Source organism: Pseudomonas sp. H2_A10, assembly GCF_054680085.1.
Genome location: NZ_CP162821.1, coordinates 2,760,322 through 2,774,798 on the forward strand (window position 1 = coordinate 2,760,322; position 14,477 = coordinate 2,774,798).

Sequence of the window (14,477 nt, forward strand, 5' to 3'; positions counted from 1 at the left end):
AATTTCCTCCCGCGTGTTGCTGCCCAATCCGCTAGTCTTGAGCCATCTTGAAACGGAGCTGCCCATGTTCGAATCCGCCGAAATCGGTCACGCCATCGACAAAGACACCTACGACGCCGAAGTGCCGGCCTTGCGCGAGGCCCTGCTGGAGGCACAGTACGAGCTGCAACAGCAAAAGCGCTTCCCGGTGATCATCTTGATCAATGGCATCGAAGGCGCCGGCAAGGGCGAGACGGTCAAGCTGCTCAATGAATGGATGGACCCGCGCCTGATCGAAGTGCGCACCTTCGACCAGCAGACCGACGAAGAACTGGCCCGGCCACCCGCCTGGCGCTACTGGCGCCAGTTGCCTGCCAAAGGCCGCATGGGCATCTTTTTCGGCAACTGGTACAGCCAGATGCTGCAAGGCCGGGTGCATGGGCACATCAAGGACGCGCGGCTCGACCAGGCCATCGCCGGCGCCGAGCGCCTGGAAAAAATGTTTTGCGATGAAGGCGCGCTGATCTTCAAATTCTGGTTCCACCTTTCCAAGAAGCAAATGAAGGCGCGACTCAAAGCCCTGGCCGACGACCCGCTGCACAGTTGGCGCATCAGCCCATTGGATTGGCAGCAATCGCAGACCTACGACAAGTTCGTGCACTTCGGCGAGCGCGTGCTGCGCCGCACCAGCCGTGATTACGCGCCGTGGCATGTGATCGAAGGGGTGGACAGCAATTATCGCGGGCTCACCGTGGGCAAACTGCTGCTGGAAGGCATGCAGAATGCCCTGAAGCAGCCCAAGGGCAAGGCCAGCGGCATGAACCCGGCGCCGCTGATCGCCGCCGTGGACAAGAAGGGCCTGCTCGACAGCCTCGACATGACCCTGCGCCTGGACAAGGACGACTACGAAGAACAGCTGATCACCGAGCAGGCGCGGCTCTCTGGCCTGATGCGCGACAAGCGCATGCGCAAACACGCGTTGATTACGGTGTTCGAAGGTAACGATGCGGCCGGCAAGGGCGGCGCGATCCGTCGCGTGGCGGCGGCGCTGGACCCGCGCCAGTACCACATCGTACCGATTGCCGCGCCGAGCGAAGACGAGCGCGCCCAACCCTACCTGTGGCGGTTCTGGCAGAAAATCCCGGCGCGGGGCATGTTCACGGTGTTCGACCGCTCCTGGTACGGCCGCGTGCTGGTGGAGCGCATCGAAGGCTTTTGCACACCGGCGGACTGGATGCGCGCCTATGGCGAGATCAATGACTTTGAAGAGCAACTGCGCGATGCGGGCGTGATCGTGGTCAAGTTCTGGCTGGCCATCGATAAAGACACCCAACTGGAACGCTTCCAGGCCCGTGAAGAAATCCCCTTCAAACGCTTCAAGATCACCGAAGACGACTGGCGCAACCGCGACAAATGGGACGCCTACCGCACCGCCGTGGGCGACATGGTCGATCGCACCAGCACCGAAGTCTCGCCCTGGACCTTGGTGGAAGCCAACGACAAGCGCTGGGCGCGGGTCAAGGTGTTGCGCACCATCAACCAGGCGCTGGAGGAGGCGTTCGCCGAAACCGATAAGCGCGACAAGAAGAAAAAGAAATAACCTCACCGTCATGCTTTCGCATCCATGGGGTGAATGATCGTCGCGGTCGGGCAGGCCTGGATCTATCCTCGATCCATCTCCCAACAACCACAAGATCGAGGTAGCCCATGCGTGAAGTAGTGATCGTCGACAGTGTGCGAACCGGCCTGGCCAAGTCTTTTCGCGGCAAGTTCAACCAGACCCGTCCGGACGACATGGCGGCCCATTGCGTCAACGCGCTGCTGACCCGCAATGGCATCGACCCGGCCACGGTAGAAGACTGCATCGTCGGCGCCGGCTCCAATGAAGGCGCCCAGGGCTACAACATCGGGCGCAACGTGGCGGTGCTGTCGCAACTGGGCACCGGCACGGCAGGCATGACCCTCAACCGCTTTTGTTCCTCGGGCTTGCAGGCGATTGCGATTGCCGCCAACCAGATCGCCTCCGGCTGCAGCGATATCATCGTCGCCGGGGGCGTCGAGTCCATCAGCCTGACCATGAAAAGCGTCAACACCGACAACCTGATCAACCCACTGCTCAAGGCGCAGGTGCCGGGTATTTATTTCCCCATGGGCCAGACCGCCGAAATCGTCGCGCGCCGCTATAACGTCAGCCGCGAGGAACAGGATCTGTACGCCCTGCAGAGCCAGCAACGTACCGCCCAGGCCCAGGCGGACGGGTTGTTCAATGATGAAATCGTACCCATGAAGGTCACCTACAAGGTCGAGGACAAGGCCACCGGCGAGGTGCAGCTACTGGAAGGCGTGGTGGACCGCGACGACTGCAACCGACCCGACACCACCCTGGCCAGCCTGCAGGGCTTGAAACCGGTGTTCGCCGAAGATGGCTCGGTGACGGCGGGCAATTCCTCGCAGCTGTCCGACGGCGCTTCGATGACCCTGGTGATGAGCCTGGAAAAAGCCCTGGCGCTGGGGCTCAAGCCCAAGGCGTTCTTCCGCGGCTTTACCGTCGCGGGTTGCGAGCCGGACGAGATGGGCATCGGCCCGGTGTTCTCGGTGCCCAAGTTGCTCAAGGCGCGCGGCTTGCAGGTGGCGGACATCGATGTGTGGGAGCTCAACGAAGCGTTCGCCTCCCAATGCCTCTACGCCCGCAATCGCCTGGAAATCGATAACGCCAAGTACAACGTCAACGGTGGTTCGATCGCCATCGGCCATCCGTTCGGCATGACCGGCTCGCGGCAAGTCGGGCATCTGGTGCGCGAGTTGCAACGGCGCAACCTGCGTTACGGCATCGTCACCATGTGCGTGGGCGGTGGCATGGGCGCGACAGGGTTGTTCGAGGCGGTGCGCTAGCGCAGTGATGCCCTGCGGCATCCGATAACCATTGAAAGGGGGAGCTTGCTCCCCCTTTTCTTTACCTTCAAATAATCAATAAGCCATTAATGGGTCGATGTTTAACACGGTTGGACTTTCAAGTTTATCTCGTTTGGTTCTGACAGTTTTTGCTGGTGAGTAGGTGCGTTAACTAACGCCAATGTAGTCCGCTTCCTTCAGATCAACTTATTATTTATGTAGGACGCCATAAGTTTCCTATTTGTAGTGATGGACTTTGCCTACGCAATCATCTGATGTTGATGGGTTGTTTATCCAAGTGTGGAGTGGGAACTTGCATGCCGTTGATTGGCGGCCCGAAAGCACAATAAAAAGTTGCCAGGGCCAATACGGTCGCCCGATCAAACGCATTGTTTAAACCGCTGATTAGTAAGCGCCTTGCACGTCCGTGGCGGCGCTTTTTAATGACACTTGATAAGTAGGAAACTGTGAATGAAAACGATATTGAACGTTGCGCTGTTGTCTGCCGGTGTGTTGGCCGGTTCGTTGTCCGTTGCGCAAGCGTCTCAAGGGACGGTGACGTTTTTGGGCTCGGTTCATTCGGGGGCGTGTTCCATCAAGCCTGAATCCGTTGATCAAACCGTTAACTTGGGCGCCATTGCAAAGCACCAACTGCAAACCGGTGGCAAGTCCGAGGCCCGGCCTGTGCTGATCGAACTGCAAGGGTGCGATTTGGCCGACCTGACCGATAACACGGTGACCACCACGTTCACCGGGGCACCGTCGGCCGTAGTACCGGGCGCTATCGGCACCGTGGGGGGCGCCGGCGGCATCGGCATCATGATGACCCACGGCGGCAGCGCGGTGAAATTGGGGGTGCCTACTGCCCCGCAGCCAATCAGCGCCGGTGATAACACCCTGCAGTTCGGTGCCTATGTGCAAGGCGTCGCCACGGGGGACATCGTTCCCGGTGACTTCAGCGCGGTGGCCAATTTCACCTTGGCCTATCAGTAAGTTGCGCCCCCGCCACTGCAGGTGGCGGGGGCACGCTGGCGGGAGGTCCACGTGAATATATCCATACATATCCCTATCGCCTTTTCAGTGACGTTGCTCCTTGGCCCTTGCGTTTTTGCGCAGTCATCTTCCCAGGGCGAGGGGGTCGTCACGTTAGGCGGCGAGGTGGTTGATTCGGCCTGCGGGCTGGAGCTGAGCAGCCTCGATCAAACCGTCGAGATGCCTGCGGAACCGGTGGGGCGGCTGCTGCGAAACACGCGGGGTGAAACGCATCCCTTCCAGTTGCGCCTGGTCAATTGCACGTTGAGTCGGCCGGACCCTTCGCGCCCCGGGGGAACCTTGCCGGATTGGCAGCACATGCGAGTGACGTTTGACGGCCCGACCGATCGAAGCGGGCGCTCATTCGCGGTCTTCGGCGGTTCACAGGGCGTTGCCCTGCATATCGTCGATTCCGCCGGCGAGGAAAGCGTGCCGGGTGAGCGCATGGCGCCCAGGCCATTGAGTGAAGGCAGCATGACTCTTGACTACACGCTCAGTTTGATCGGCAACGGATTGCCACTGATCGTTGGCCCCCACAGTGCCGCCGTGCGGTTCAAGTTGGAATACTTTTGAACAGTGATGGATTGCTTGCATGTTGAATACATTGAAAGTCAGACACACGTTCGCCCCAAGTGTGTTGGGTGGGCTGATGTCGTTGGCCGGAACGGCATTGGGTGCTGGGGATATCGAGTTCAATACTGACGTGCTTGACCTGAGTGATCGCAGCAATATTGATTTGTCCCGGTTTGCGCACAGCGGGTTTATTCTGCCGGGCACTTACTCAATGGTGGTGCAGGTCAATGCCCAGCCTGTTTCAGAACAATCAGTCACGTTCTATCCGCCTGACGATGATCCAAAGGGCAGTCAGGCGTGTTTGTCGCCGGCCTTGGTTGGGCAACTGGGCCTCAAGGCCACGCAGGCCGCCGGCCTTGCGTCGTGGCGCGGTGGCGAATGCCTTGATCTGAAGGGCTTGCCCGGCACGCAGGTCAGTGCCGACCTGGCCACGTCCAGGCTGAACATCAGCCTGCCCCAGGCGTACCTTCAATACAGCGCTATCAATTGGGACCCGCCCTCACGCTGGGATGAAGGCGTGCCGGGGTTGCTGGTTGACTACAACCTGACGGCGCAGTCGATCTTCCAGCGCAACGACGGCCAGCGCAAGAACCTGAGTGGCAACGGAACGGTGGGGACCAATGCCGGGGCCTGGCGCCTGAGGGCGGATTGGCAGGGGCGTGTCGAAAATGGTCGCGAGTCGGCGGCCGGGCCCCAGAAGCTGGAATGGAGCCGCTATTACGCGTATCGCGCGGTGCCCTCGCTGAGCGCCCGTTTGCTGGTGGGTGAGAACTACCTGTATTCGGACCTGTTTGACAGCTTCCGTTTTACCGGTGCTGCGCTCAACTCGGACGAAAGCCAGTTGCCCCCCAACCTGCGTGGATACGCACCGGAGGTGGTCGGGGTGGCTAAAACCAATGCCAAGGTGATCGTCAGCCAGCAGGGCCGTGTGCTGTATGAAACCCTGGTGGCGGCGGGACCTTTTCGTATCCAGGACCTCAATGACGCAGTGTCGGGCACCCTGGATGTGCGGGTCGAGGAGCAGGACGGTTCGGTCCACACCTTCAAGATCGATACGGCAGGCGTTCCCTACCTGACCCGCCCCGGCCAAGTTCGTTACAAGTTGGCGAGTGGGCGACCGACCCGGCTTCAACACGGCGCCGAGGGTAAGACGTTTGCCACCGGCGAATTCTCCTGGGGCATCAGCAATGGTTGGTCCTTGTTTGGCGGCGGCATCACCGATAGCAACTACCGGGCAATGTCGGTGGGGGCGGGGCGCGACCTGCTGGCGTTCGGCGCCGTCTCGCTGGACGTGACGCAATCGCGCGCCAGGGTCTGGAATGAAAGCCTCTCGGGTAAGTCGTTGCGCCTTCAATACTCGAAGAACTTTGAAGCCTACGACAGTCAGGTGACGTTTGCCGGTTACCGGTTCTCCCAGGAGAACTTCTTGAGCATGAGTGAATACCTGGACGCGCGTTATTACGGCCTCAATGGCGAACGCGGCAGTCGCGATGAGTACGTTGAAGGGCGCGACAGCTGGAAACCGCTTGGTGCCAGCAAGGCCCTTTATACCGTGACGCTCAATAAGCAGTTTCGCGACCTGGGTGCCACCGTCTATGCCAGTTACAACAAACAGACGTATTGGAACCGTTCGGACACCCAGCGCTGGAACCTGGCGGTGTCGCGCTACTTCAACGTGGGCACCATAAAAAACATGAGCCTGTCGCTGAACATGTACCGCAGCGAGGATTACAACTACAAGGGCAACGGCATGTCGCTGATGGTCAGCCTGCCATTGGGGCGCACCGGTACCTTGTCGCTGGATGCCAACAGCGGTTCGGGTAAAAACCCATTGGCGGCGCGCTACAGCGATCGCCTGGATGAACGCAACAGTTACCAGATCGGTGCGAGCAACCAATCGGCCAGTGGTTATCTGAGCCACATGGGAGATGCAGCCGACATTGATCTGAGCGCCAGTACGCAGAAAGGCAGTTACAGCAGCCTCGGCGTGTCGGCGCGTGGCGGTGGCACGCTCACGCCCTACGGTGCGGCCCTGCATCGCACCCAAAGCACCGGCGGTACCCGGTTGATGATCGATACCGCGGGTGTGCCCGATGTGCCAGTGCGCGGTTATGGCTCGCCCACCCGCAGCAACGCGTTCGGCAAGGCGGTCATTGCCGACATCGGCAGCTACCAGCGCACCTCTGCCAGTGTCGATCTGGAGCGCTTGCCAGCCAATGTCGAAGCCACCCAATCGGTGACACAACTGACGCTCACCGAAGGGGCTATCGGCTATCGCTCGTTGGAAGTGATTTCCGGTGAGAAGGCGATGGCGGTACTTCGCCTGCCGGACAGCAGCGCACCGCCCTTCGGCGCGACGGTGAAAAACCTCAGGCAGCAGGACACCGGCATTGTGAATGACGACGGCCATGTCTACCTCAGCGGGATTCAGGCCGGCGAACGGATGATCGTCAGTTGGGGCGGTGCCGAGCGCTGCACCGTCACGCTGCCGACCATTTTGCCCATGGACGGCCTGACCGATGCCCTGAACCTGCGCTGCCAACTGTTGGCCGCTGATCAATCTTCAACCGACCCGGCAGCATTGACCGGGACGCCTATCGATACGGAGAACACATCCTCATGATGCCGAACATGCGCCTCATCACCCTGGCCTTCGCGCTGCTGGGGCCTGGCTTGATTCACAGTGCCAGCGCCGCTGTCGGCCTGGACCGCACCCGCGTGATTTTCGACGGGGGCAAACAGGCCACCAGTGTGAACATCACCAATAACAACACCCAACTACCGTACCTGGCCCAGGGCTGGATCGAGGATGAAGCCGGCCAGAAAATCACCACGCCGTTGATCGTCCTGCCGCCGGTGCAACGCCTGGAGCCCGGCACGCAAAGCCAGGTCAAGGTGCAGGCGTTGCCGGCGGCCAGGTTGCTGCCCCAGGACCGGGAAACGGTGTACTACTTCAACCTGCGGGAGATTCCGCCGCGCAGCGACAAATCCAACACCCTGCAAATTGCCCTGCAGACCCGCATCAAGTTGTTCTACCGGCCGCAGGCGATCGAGCCGAGCCAGCAAGACCTGTCCAACCCTTGGCAGGAAAAGCTCACCCTGACCCGTGCGGGCGATCACTACATCGTCAACAACCCCACGCCTTACTACGTGACCCTGGTGGATGCACGCAGCACCAAGGACGGCAAAACCGTGGCGGGCTTCGAGCCCATGATGGTGGCGCCCAAAGGCTCGCTGAAATTGAAGCCCACGGCGACGGCATTGGGGACGGCCCCCTACTTGAGTTATGTGAACGACTACGGCGGACGTCCGTTGCTGGCCTTCACCTGCCGTGGCGAAACGTGCCAGGTAGCGCCGTCCAATGAGTAACGCCTGGGGTTGGAGAACGTCATGAAGTCGAACACCGTGAAAGTCTTCGCCGGCCTGCTGCTGATGCTGATGGGGCGGGCGCACGCCCAGGACGTGGAAGGTATGAATGGACTGCTGAACGTGCTCGGGTCCCTGCATGAGAGCCCATGCAGCCTGGAGATGACCGCCGTCAACCAAACGATTGACCTGGGTGAGGTCTCGACCAGCCAGCTGCAACGGCCCGGCGATCAGGCGAACCCGGTGGCCTTTCAATTGCGCTTCGATGATTGCCAGCGAACCGCCGGCAGCCTCCGCAATGAACGTACCGGGAACCTGACATGGAGTGCCTATCAGCCGGTGCTGTCGGTTGCGTTTATCGCACCCGCCGATGCCGATGACCCGCGGCTGGTCAGGGTGCAAGGCATCACCGGGATGGGCCTGCGCCTGACCGATGCGCTGGGGCGGGATGTGCAATTGGGGGCGCGGGGCGAACCGTTGTTCCTGGCTGTGGGCGCCACCACCCAGACCTGGAAGGTTCAACCCACGCGCACCGCCGCACCCTTGACCAGCGGGGCGTTCAGGGCCGTCGTGGATTTCAGGCTCAACTATGAGTGAGGGCAGAACAATGGCTTACACAAACAGGTCGCGCGCCATTCTGGTCGGGGGCGCCTTGCTGTGGGTGGCCTGCCGGATGGCGCAGGCCGATACTAACCTGACCATCCGCGCGGTCATCGTTGCGCCACCACCGTGCGTCATCAACAGCGGCGGTACGCTGAATGTACCGTTTGGAAATGACCTGCTGACGTCACGGATCGATGGGGTCAACTATCGTCGCGAGGTGCCTTATACCGTCACCTGTGATTCCCCCTTCAGTAACGCCTTGACCCTGGAACTCAGGGGCACGGGCGCCGCGTTCGACCGGCGCATGCTCGCGACCCGCAAGGCGGACCTTGGGGTCAAGCTGGTCGTCAATGGCGCCGACTGGCCGTTGAATACCGCCGTGAACTTTACCTACCCCCAGTTCCCCGCGGTGCAGGCGGTGCCCGTCAAGCGTGCGGGCAGCCGACTGACCGGCGGGGCGTTCGATGCGACCGCCACCCTGGTGGTCGATTATCAATGACGGCGATAAAGAGGAACGACCCATGACATTCAGGCAGCAGCGAGCGCTGTTTTTCCTGTGCGCCGTCGGCCTGCATGGCGGCGCATCGGCCAACGTGACATTCAGCGGAACATTGAATGAACCACCGCCCTGCACGATTGAGGGGGGCAACACCATTGAAGTCGATTTTGGCGATGTGGGGGTCAAGCGCGTCGATGGCGTGAAGTACCGCAAGCACGTGGGTTACACCATCACCTGTGGCACCGACACGCTGCCTTGGGTGCTGAAGTTGAGCGTCAACGGCACACCCACGACGTTTGACGGCTCGGCGGTGCAGACCAGCGTGCCGGCGCTGGGGATACGGGTTTTCCAGGACAGCCAGCCGTTTCCACTCAATACCCCCCTGGACATAACCCTGTCGTCACCGCCGACATTGGAAGTGGTGCCCGTCCAACAACCCGGCGCAACCCTGAGCGCCGCCAGCTTCACGGCGGTGGCCACGCTGTTGGCCGAATATCAGTAGGAGTCGAGTCTATGCGACATGAAAGGGTTCAAAAGTGCGCACTGGCGCTGCTGCTCACCTGCGGCCTGGCCCCGCTGGGGCAGGCAGCGGACAACCTGCGTTTCAAGGGCAATCTGGTGGAAGAAGCCTGCACCCTGCGCCCCGGTGACGAGGCCATCACCTTGGAGCTGTGGGACCTGACCAGCAAGTATCTCTATATCAACACGCGTTCGGTGGGCCGGCGTTTCCAGCTGCACCTGCAAGAGTGCGACACCACCATCAGCGACTCGGTGACCATCACCTTTGGCGGCACGGGAAACCCAGAGCTCCCCGGTCTACTCGCGCTGGACGCCGGCAGTGGTGCCTCGGGTATCGGGGTCGGGCTGGAAACCCTCGGCGACAAGCCGTTGCCCGTCAATAGCGTGAGCGACAGGCAGGTGCTCAGTGATGGCAGCAATGTGATCGAGCTCAAAGCCTATGTGCAGGGCGAGCCGGCGGCCATCCGCGATCAAACCATTGGGCACGGTGCTTACACGGTGACCTCGACTTTTACGTTGGACTACCCCTAGCAGCGTGCCGCCCTCAAGACGCGGGCTGTGAAGGCTCGTTGGGCAGTATCTGGATAGGCAAGAGCAAGAGAGATCAAAATGAAAGGATTTTTGGGAGCCTTCGCGCTTCTCGCCCTGACGGGTGTTGCAACGACCGCGCAAGCCGTTGATTGCCGTGTGAATGGCGGCGCTTGGCAAACGGGTAATCCTAACTTGCAGGTGCCGGTTACGGTTGCTCTGGCCGCCGATCGTACGAGAATCACGCTGGAAGGCGCGCGGCTTGAATGCAGGTTTTCCCCAGGGTCGCAGAGCCCGTCCTGGAGGGCGGACTACTGGGCCACCGGCAATGCGTCAGGGAGCGCCTGGACACCGGGACCGAGGTTCAGCGGTGAACGCACTGGCCTGCGTATCAACGGTGGGTTTTTCAATACGCCCATCCAAAATGGAGTGCGTGCAGCGACGATGCCGGACGACCTGAGAAGCTACCCGATCGATATCACGCCCTATATTTTGATGCGTAACTACCCGTCCAATCCGTTCGATGTGCGCATCGGCGACAACCTGGGGTTGTTGCGCCTTACCAGTTCGAACAACTACGACGGCAGCCGAGCGCAGCTCAGCGTCACCTATATCGCCGCGAATAACTTTACCGTCTCCCCCTCCAGCTGCACGATCAACAATAACAACCCGATCGAGATCAACTTCGGCACGGTGCACCAGCGCGCAATCGGCACTGACCCGTTGACCTCATCGATCGTCAGCAACCGCAGGCTCACTTACTCATGCCCGGATGGCGGCATTACCACGCCGATCACCATTACCTACAAAGGCACCCGAACAGGGTTCGACACGCGCCTGCTGATGATGAGCAATCCGGATGTGGGTACGGCCATGGTGCATGCCGGCACGGCGGTACCGGTAAATGGCTCGTTCCTCACCCGTATCACCAACAGCGTGGGCGGCGACGATGTGACGTTTTCGCTGGTACGGCGCAATGGCTCCTTCCCGGCGGCCGGGCCCATCAACGGCAGCGGTGTATTGGTGATGGGCGTGCCCTGACACACAATCATCGATACCCAAAGCACAGCGCATCACCCTAGAATGCCGGCTCCTCCACCTCCGGTTTTTGGGGCACTCATGCACATTTCTTCAGGCCGCTGGGTCTACGGTTTTTTCCTGACCCTGTTGACCGCGCTGCTCTGGGGCATTCTGCCGGTCAAACTCAAGCAGGTGTTGCAGGCAATGGACCCGATCACCGTGACCTGGTTTCGCCTGACGGTTGCCGGTGGTTGCCTGTTTGTCTACCTCGCGGCCACTCGACGTTTGCCGAGCCGCAAAGTGCTGGGGCCCAGGGGCGGTTGGCTGGTGGCGATGGCCGTGTGCGGCCTGGTGGGCAACTACGTGTTGTACCTGGTGGGCCTTAAAACCCTCAGCGCCGGCACCGCGCAGTTGGTGATCCAGATGGGGCCGATCTTTCTGATGGTCGCCAGCGTATTCGTGTTCAACGAGCGTTTCAGCCTGGGGCAGATGATCGGGCTGGTGGTACTGATCATCGGTTTTGGCCTGTTCTTCAATCAGCGCCTGGTCGAACTCTTGACCTCCTTCGGCGCCTACACCGCCGGCGTGCTCACAGTATTGCTCGCCACCTCTCTGTGGGTGTTCTACGCCCTGGGCCAGAAGCAATTGCTGACGGTATGGAACTCGCTGCAAGTGATGATGGTGATCTACCTGAGCTGCGCCTTGCTGCTCACGCCCTGGGCGCATCCGCTGGATGCCCTGCAACTGAGCCCGCTGCAAGGCTGGCTGCTGCTGGCGTGCTGCCTGAACACCCTGGTGGCCTACGGTGCGTTTGCTGAAGCGCTGGCCCATTGGGAGGCGTCGCGGGTGAGTGCGACCCTGGCCCTCACGCCGCTGGTGACCTTTGTGGCGGTGGCCTTGGCGGCCTGGTTGTGGCCGGACTACGTGCAGGCCGAAGAGATCAATGCCTTGGGCTATTTCGGCGCATTCGTGGTGGTGCTCGGCTCGGCGGCCGTGGCGTTGGCGCCCTCGCTGCTCGCCGGGCTCAAGGCCCGACGGCTGCGTGTGACGGCTTAGCTGCCGAGCATGTCTTCGGGGCGTACCCACTGATCGAATTCTTGGTCAGTGAGGTAGCCCAGCGACAGCGCCGCTTCCCTTAGCGTCAACCCTTCGGCGTAGGCTTTCTTGGCGATTTGCGCCGCCTTGTCATAGCCGATATGCGGGTTGAGCGCCGTTACCAGCATCAGCCCACGCTCCAGATGCGCGGCCATTTGCTCGGCGTCTGGCTCAAGGCCGGCGATGCAATGTTCCTGGAAGTTATTGCAGCCATCGGCCAGCAGGCGGATCGACTCCAGCAGGTTGTGGATGATCACCGGCTTGTACACGTTCAACTGCAAGTGGCCTTGGCTGGCGGCCATGCCGATGGTCACATCGTTGCCCATGACCTGACAGGCCAGCATCGACAGCGCTTCGCACTGAGTGGGGTTGACCTTGCCCGGCATGATCGAACTGCCCGGCTCGTTGGCCGGCAGCTTCACCTCTGCCAGGCCGGCACGCGGGCCGGAGCCCAGCAGGCGCAGGTCGTTGGCGATTTTCATCAGGGCCACGGCCAGGGTTTTCAGCGCGCCATGCAAGGTCACCAACGGCTCGTGGCCGGAGAGGGCAGCGAATTTGTTCGGTGCGGTCACAAACGGCAGGCCGGAGAGGGCGGCCAGTTCAGAAGCAATCGCCTCGCCGAAGCCATGGGGCGCATTGAGGCCCGTGCCCACTGCGGTGCCGCCCTGGGCCAGTTCACACACGGCGGGCAGGGCGCTGCGAATGGCGCGTTCGGCGTAATCGAGTTGGGCGATGAACGCCGACAGTTCCTGGCCGAAGGTAATCGGTGTCGCATCCATCATGTGGGTGCGCCCGGTCTTCACCAGCTTCATGTGCCGCGCCGCCAGTTCCGCCAAACCGCCGGACAGCGTGGCGATCGCCGGTAGCAAGCGTTGATGCACGGCCTGCACGGCCGCGATGCTCATGGCCGTGGGGAAGCAGTCATTGGAGCTCTGGGAGCGGTTCACATGGTCGTTGGGGTGCACCGGGCTCTTGCCGCCGCGTTCGTTGCCCGCCAACTCATTGGCACGGCCGGCGATCACTTCGTTGGCGTTCATGTTGCTTTGGGTACCGCTGCCGGTCTGCCACACCACCAGCGGGAACTGGTCGTCGTGCTGGCCGTCGAGCACTTCATCGGCGGCCTGCTCGATCAAGCGGGCGATGTCGGCGGGCAGGTCGCCATTGCGGTCGTTGACCCGGGCGGCGGCCTTCTTGACCAGGGCCAGCGCGTGCAGCACCGCCAGGGGCATGCGTTGCTCGCCGATGGCGAAATTCACCAGCGAACGTTGGGTCTGGGCGCCCCAGTAAGCAGCCTCCGGGACTTCCACTTCTCCCAGGCTGTCGGTTTCAATTCGGCTCATCGGGCACACTCCTTCAGGTTCGTTTGCGCAGTTTAGGCCGTGATCGGCCAGGTGGGTTCCCTAAAAGACGTTTCATCGGCCAATCCATGCCGGATAAGGCCCGGGGTTGAGCCGCGAGGTTTTTTAGGCGCAGAATGGGCGCCCTTGGGGTCTTACCTCGCCAGCTAGAAAGGAAACTCGATGACTCGTCTTCGTGCCATCTGTACCGCGGTTGCTCTGGTGTGCGCCAGCGGCCAGGTTTTTGCCGATACCGCCAGCCACAACGCCAGTGCCGAAGCCTTCCTGACCCTGGCCCATGCCGACAAGCTGGGTACCCCGGTGTACATGCAAGTGCAGCAAATGTTCGCCCAGCGCTTCGAACAGACCAAGGCGCCCGCCGCCAAGCAGTCCGTACTCGACAGCTACCAGGCCAAGGCCAACGCCGCGCTGGACCAGGCCATTGGCTGGCCCAAGCTGAAGCCGGACATGGTCAAGCTCTACACCACCAACTTCAGTGAATCCGAGCTCAAGGACCTGGTTGCGTTCTACCAGTCGCCACTGGGCAAGAAAGTCCTGGAAAAAATGCCGCAACTGACCCAGCAATCGGCCCAGATGACCCAGGCCAAGCTGGAAAGCGCCGTGCCGGTGGTCAACAAGCTGTTGGAAGACATGACCAACGAACTGTCGCCCAAAGCCGCCGCACCGGCCAAGAAGAAGTAAGCAGCGATGACTATGCAACAGCGTATCGAAACGGCCCTCGCCGCCCTGGGCCCGCAACACTTGAGCGTGCTGGATGAAAGCCACATGCACAGCCGGGGGTTGCAGACCCACTTCAAGGCCGTGCTGGTCAGCCAGCAGTTCGAGGGGCTCAACCGGGTCAAGCGCCACCAGAAGGTCTACGCCACCCTGGGCGACCTGATGGGCGAGTTCCATGCGCTGGCGCTGCACACCTACACGCCCGAGGAGTGGGCCACAATCGACGCGGCTCCGGCCTCGCCGACCTGCGCCGGCGGGCATTGAGACCGTGTGCGGGGTTTGCACCGATGCTTATC

At 61.4% G+C, this 14,477-nt stretch carries 15 protein-coding genes; 14 read left to right on the top strand and 1 reads right to left on the bottom strand.

The features are described 5' to 3' along the window. The first annotated feature begins 64 nt into the window (after positions 1-64). From pap to AB4O23_RS12930, 12 genes are all read left to right on the top strand, one after another. Positions 65-1,579, top strand: coding sequence for a polyphosphate:AMP phosphotransferase (gene pap / locus AB4O23_RS12875; protein ID WP_068935616.1), 1,515 nt, complete (start codon positions 65-67; stop codon positions 1,577-1,579). A gap of 107 nt (positions 1,580-1,686) precedes the next feature. Further along, positions 1,687-2,871 (top strand): thiolase family protein, encoded by a 1,185-nt coding sequence (locus AB4O23_RS12880; protein WP_017527721.1) that lies wholly within the window; start codon positions 1,687-1,689, stop codon positions 2,869-2,871. A 471-nt stretch (positions 2,872-3,342) separates the two neighbouring features. Further along, the gene (locus AB4O23_RS12885; RefSeq protein ID WP_065877765.1) at positions 3,343-3,864 is read left to right on the top strand and encodes a fimbrial protein; all 522 of its coding nucleotides are present in this window, start codon (positions 3,343-3,345) and stop codon (positions 3,862-3,864) included. Positions 3,865-4,029: 165 nt separating this feature from the next. Beyond that, positions 4,030-4,476 carry a fimbrial protein gene (locus AB4O23_RS12890; protein ID WP_017527723.1) on the top strand — a complete coding sequence of 149 codons (447 nt, stop codon included), beginning with the start codon at positions 4,030-4,032 and terminating at the stop codon, positions 4,474-4,476. 19 nt (positions 4,477-4,495) lie between these two features. Continuing rightward, positions 4,496-7,099 (top strand): outer membrane usher protein, encoded by a 2,604-nt coding sequence (locus tag AB4O23_RS12895; protein ID WP_460147144.1) that lies wholly within the window; start codon positions 4,496-4,498, stop codon positions 7,097-7,099. Beyond that, a complete protein-coding gene (locus tag AB4O23_RS12900; protein WP_065877763.1) occupies positions 7,096-7,845 on the top strand; it encodes a fimbria/pilus periplasmic chaperone in 750 nt (249 codons plus the stop codon). The genes AB4O23_RS12895 and AB4O23_RS12900 overlap by 4 nt, the downstream gene beginning before the upstream one ends. A gap of 21 nt (positions 7,846-7,866) precedes the next feature. Then, positions 7,867-8,439 carry a fimbrial protein gene (locus tag AB4O23_RS12905; protein WP_017527726.1) on the top strand — a complete coding sequence of 191 codons (573 nt, stop codon included), beginning with the start codon at positions 7,867-7,869 and terminating at the stop codon, positions 8,437-8,439. Positions 8,440-8,449: 10 nt separating this feature from the next. Beyond that, positions 8,450-8,944, top strand: a complete 495-nt coding sequence (locus tag AB4O23_RS12910; RefSeq protein WP_460089268.1) for a fimbrial protein — start codon at positions 8,450-8,452, stop codon at positions 8,942-8,944. Between the two features lie 22 nt (positions 8,945-8,966). Continuing rightward, a complete protein-coding gene (locus tag AB4O23_RS12915) occupies positions 8,967-9,446 on the top strand; it encodes a fimbrial protein (protein ID WP_017527728.1) in 480 nt (159 codons plus the stop codon). A gap of 11 nt (positions 9,447-9,457) precedes the next feature. Continuing rightward, complete coding sequence (locus AB4O23_RS12920) at positions 9,458-9,994, top strand: fimbrial protein (RefSeq protein WP_068935610.1); 537 nt, start codon at positions 9,458-9,460, stop codon at positions 9,992-9,994. Positions 9,995-10,072: 78 nt separating this feature from the next. Beyond that, positions 10,073-11,032: a fimbrial protein gene (locus tag AB4O23_RS12925; RefSeq protein ID WP_068935608.1), complete on the top strand. Its 960-nt coding sequence runs from the start codon at positions 10,073-10,075 to the stop codon at positions 11,030-11,032. Between the two features lie 78 nt (positions 11,033-11,110). After that, a complete protein-coding gene (locus tag AB4O23_RS12930) occupies positions 11,111-12,067 on the top strand; it encodes a DMT family transporter (protein ID WP_068935606.1) in 957 nt (318 codons plus the stop codon). On the opposite strand, the gene AB4O23_RS12935 is transcribed toward AB4O23_RS12930, so the two are convergent. Beyond that, a complete protein-coding gene (locus AB4O23_RS12935) occupies positions 12,064-13,446 on the bottom strand; it encodes a class II fumarate hydratase (protein ID WP_017527733.1) in 1,383 nt (460 codons plus the stop codon). The two genes, AB4O23_RS12930 and AB4O23_RS12935, sit on opposite strands and share 4 nt — an antisense overlap. A 180-nt stretch (positions 13,447-13,626) precedes the next feature. On the opposite strand from AB4O23_RS12935, the gene AB4O23_RS12940 reads away from it, so the two are divergent. After that, positions 13,627-14,145: a DUF2059 domain-containing protein gene (locus AB4O23_RS12940; protein ID WP_017527734.1), complete on the top strand. Its 519-nt coding sequence runs from the start codon at positions 13,627-13,629 to the stop codon at positions 14,143-14,145. Positions 14,146-14,151: 6 nt separating this feature from the next. Continuing rightward, complete coding sequence (locus tag AB4O23_RS12945) at positions 14,152-14,445, top strand: BolA family protein (protein ID WP_017527735.1); 294 nt, start codon at positions 14,152-14,154, stop codon at positions 14,443-14,445. Positions 14,446-14,477: the final 32 nt, after the last annotated feature.

Excerpts from the sequence above, each read along its gene's own strand:
- pap (WP_068935616.1), top strand. The coding sequence starts at position 65 with ATGTTCGAATCCGCCGAAATCGGTCACGCCATCGACAAAGACACCTAC.
- AB4O23_RS12880 (WP_017527721.1), top strand. The coding sequence starts at position 1,687 with ATGCGTGAAGTAGTGATCGTCGACAGTGTGCGAACCGGCCTGGCCAAG.
- AB4O23_RS12885 (WP_065877765.1), top strand. The coding sequence starts at position 3,343 with ATGAAAACGATATTGAACGTTGCGCTGTTGTCTGCCGGTGTGTTGGCC.
- AB4O23_RS12895 (WP_460147144.1), top strand. The coding sequence starts at position 4,496 with ATGTTGAATACATTGAAAGTCAGACACACGTTCGCCCCAAGTGTGTTG.
- AB4O23_RS12900 (WP_065877763.1), top strand. The coding sequence starts at position 7,096 with ATGATGCCGAACATGCGCCTCATCACCCTGGCCTTCGCGCTGCTGGGG.
- AB4O23_RS12905 (WP_017527726.1), top strand. The coding sequence starts at position 7,867 with ATGAAGTCGAACACCGTGAAAGTCTTCGCCGGCCTGCTGCTGATGCTG.
- AB4O23_RS12910 (WP_460089268.1), top strand. The coding sequence starts at position 8,450 with ATGGCTTACACAAACAGGTCGCGCGCCATTCTGGTCGGGGGCGCCTTG.
- AB4O23_RS12915 (WP_017527728.1), top strand. The coding sequence starts at position 8,967 with ATGACATTCAGGCAGCAGCGAGCGCTGTTTTTCCTGTGCGCCGTCGGC.
- AB4O23_RS12920 (WP_068935610.1), top strand. The coding sequence starts at position 9,458 with ATGCGACATGAAAGGGTTCAAAAGTGCGCACTGGCGCTGCTGCTCACC.
- AB4O23_RS12925 (WP_068935608.1), top strand. The coding sequence starts at position 10,073 with ATGAAAGGATTTTTGGGAGCCTTCGCGCTTCTCGCCCTGACGGGTGTT.
- AB4O23_RS12930 (WP_068935606.1), top strand. The coding sequence starts at position 11,111 with ATGCACATTTCTTCAGGCCGCTGGGTCTACGGTTTTTTCCTGACCCTG.
- AB4O23_RS12935 (WP_017527733.1), bottom strand. The coding sequence starts at position 13,446 with ATGAGCCGAATTGAAACCGACAGCCTGGGAGAAGTGGAAGTCCCGGAG.
- AB4O23_RS12940 (WP_017527734.1), top strand. The coding sequence starts at position 13,627 with ATGACTCGTCTTCGTGCCATCTGTACCGCGGTTGCTCTGGTGTGCGCC.
- AB4O23_RS12945 (WP_017527735.1), top strand. The coding sequence starts at position 14,152 with ATGACTATGCAACAGCGTATCGAAACGGCCCTCGCCGCCCTGGGCCCG.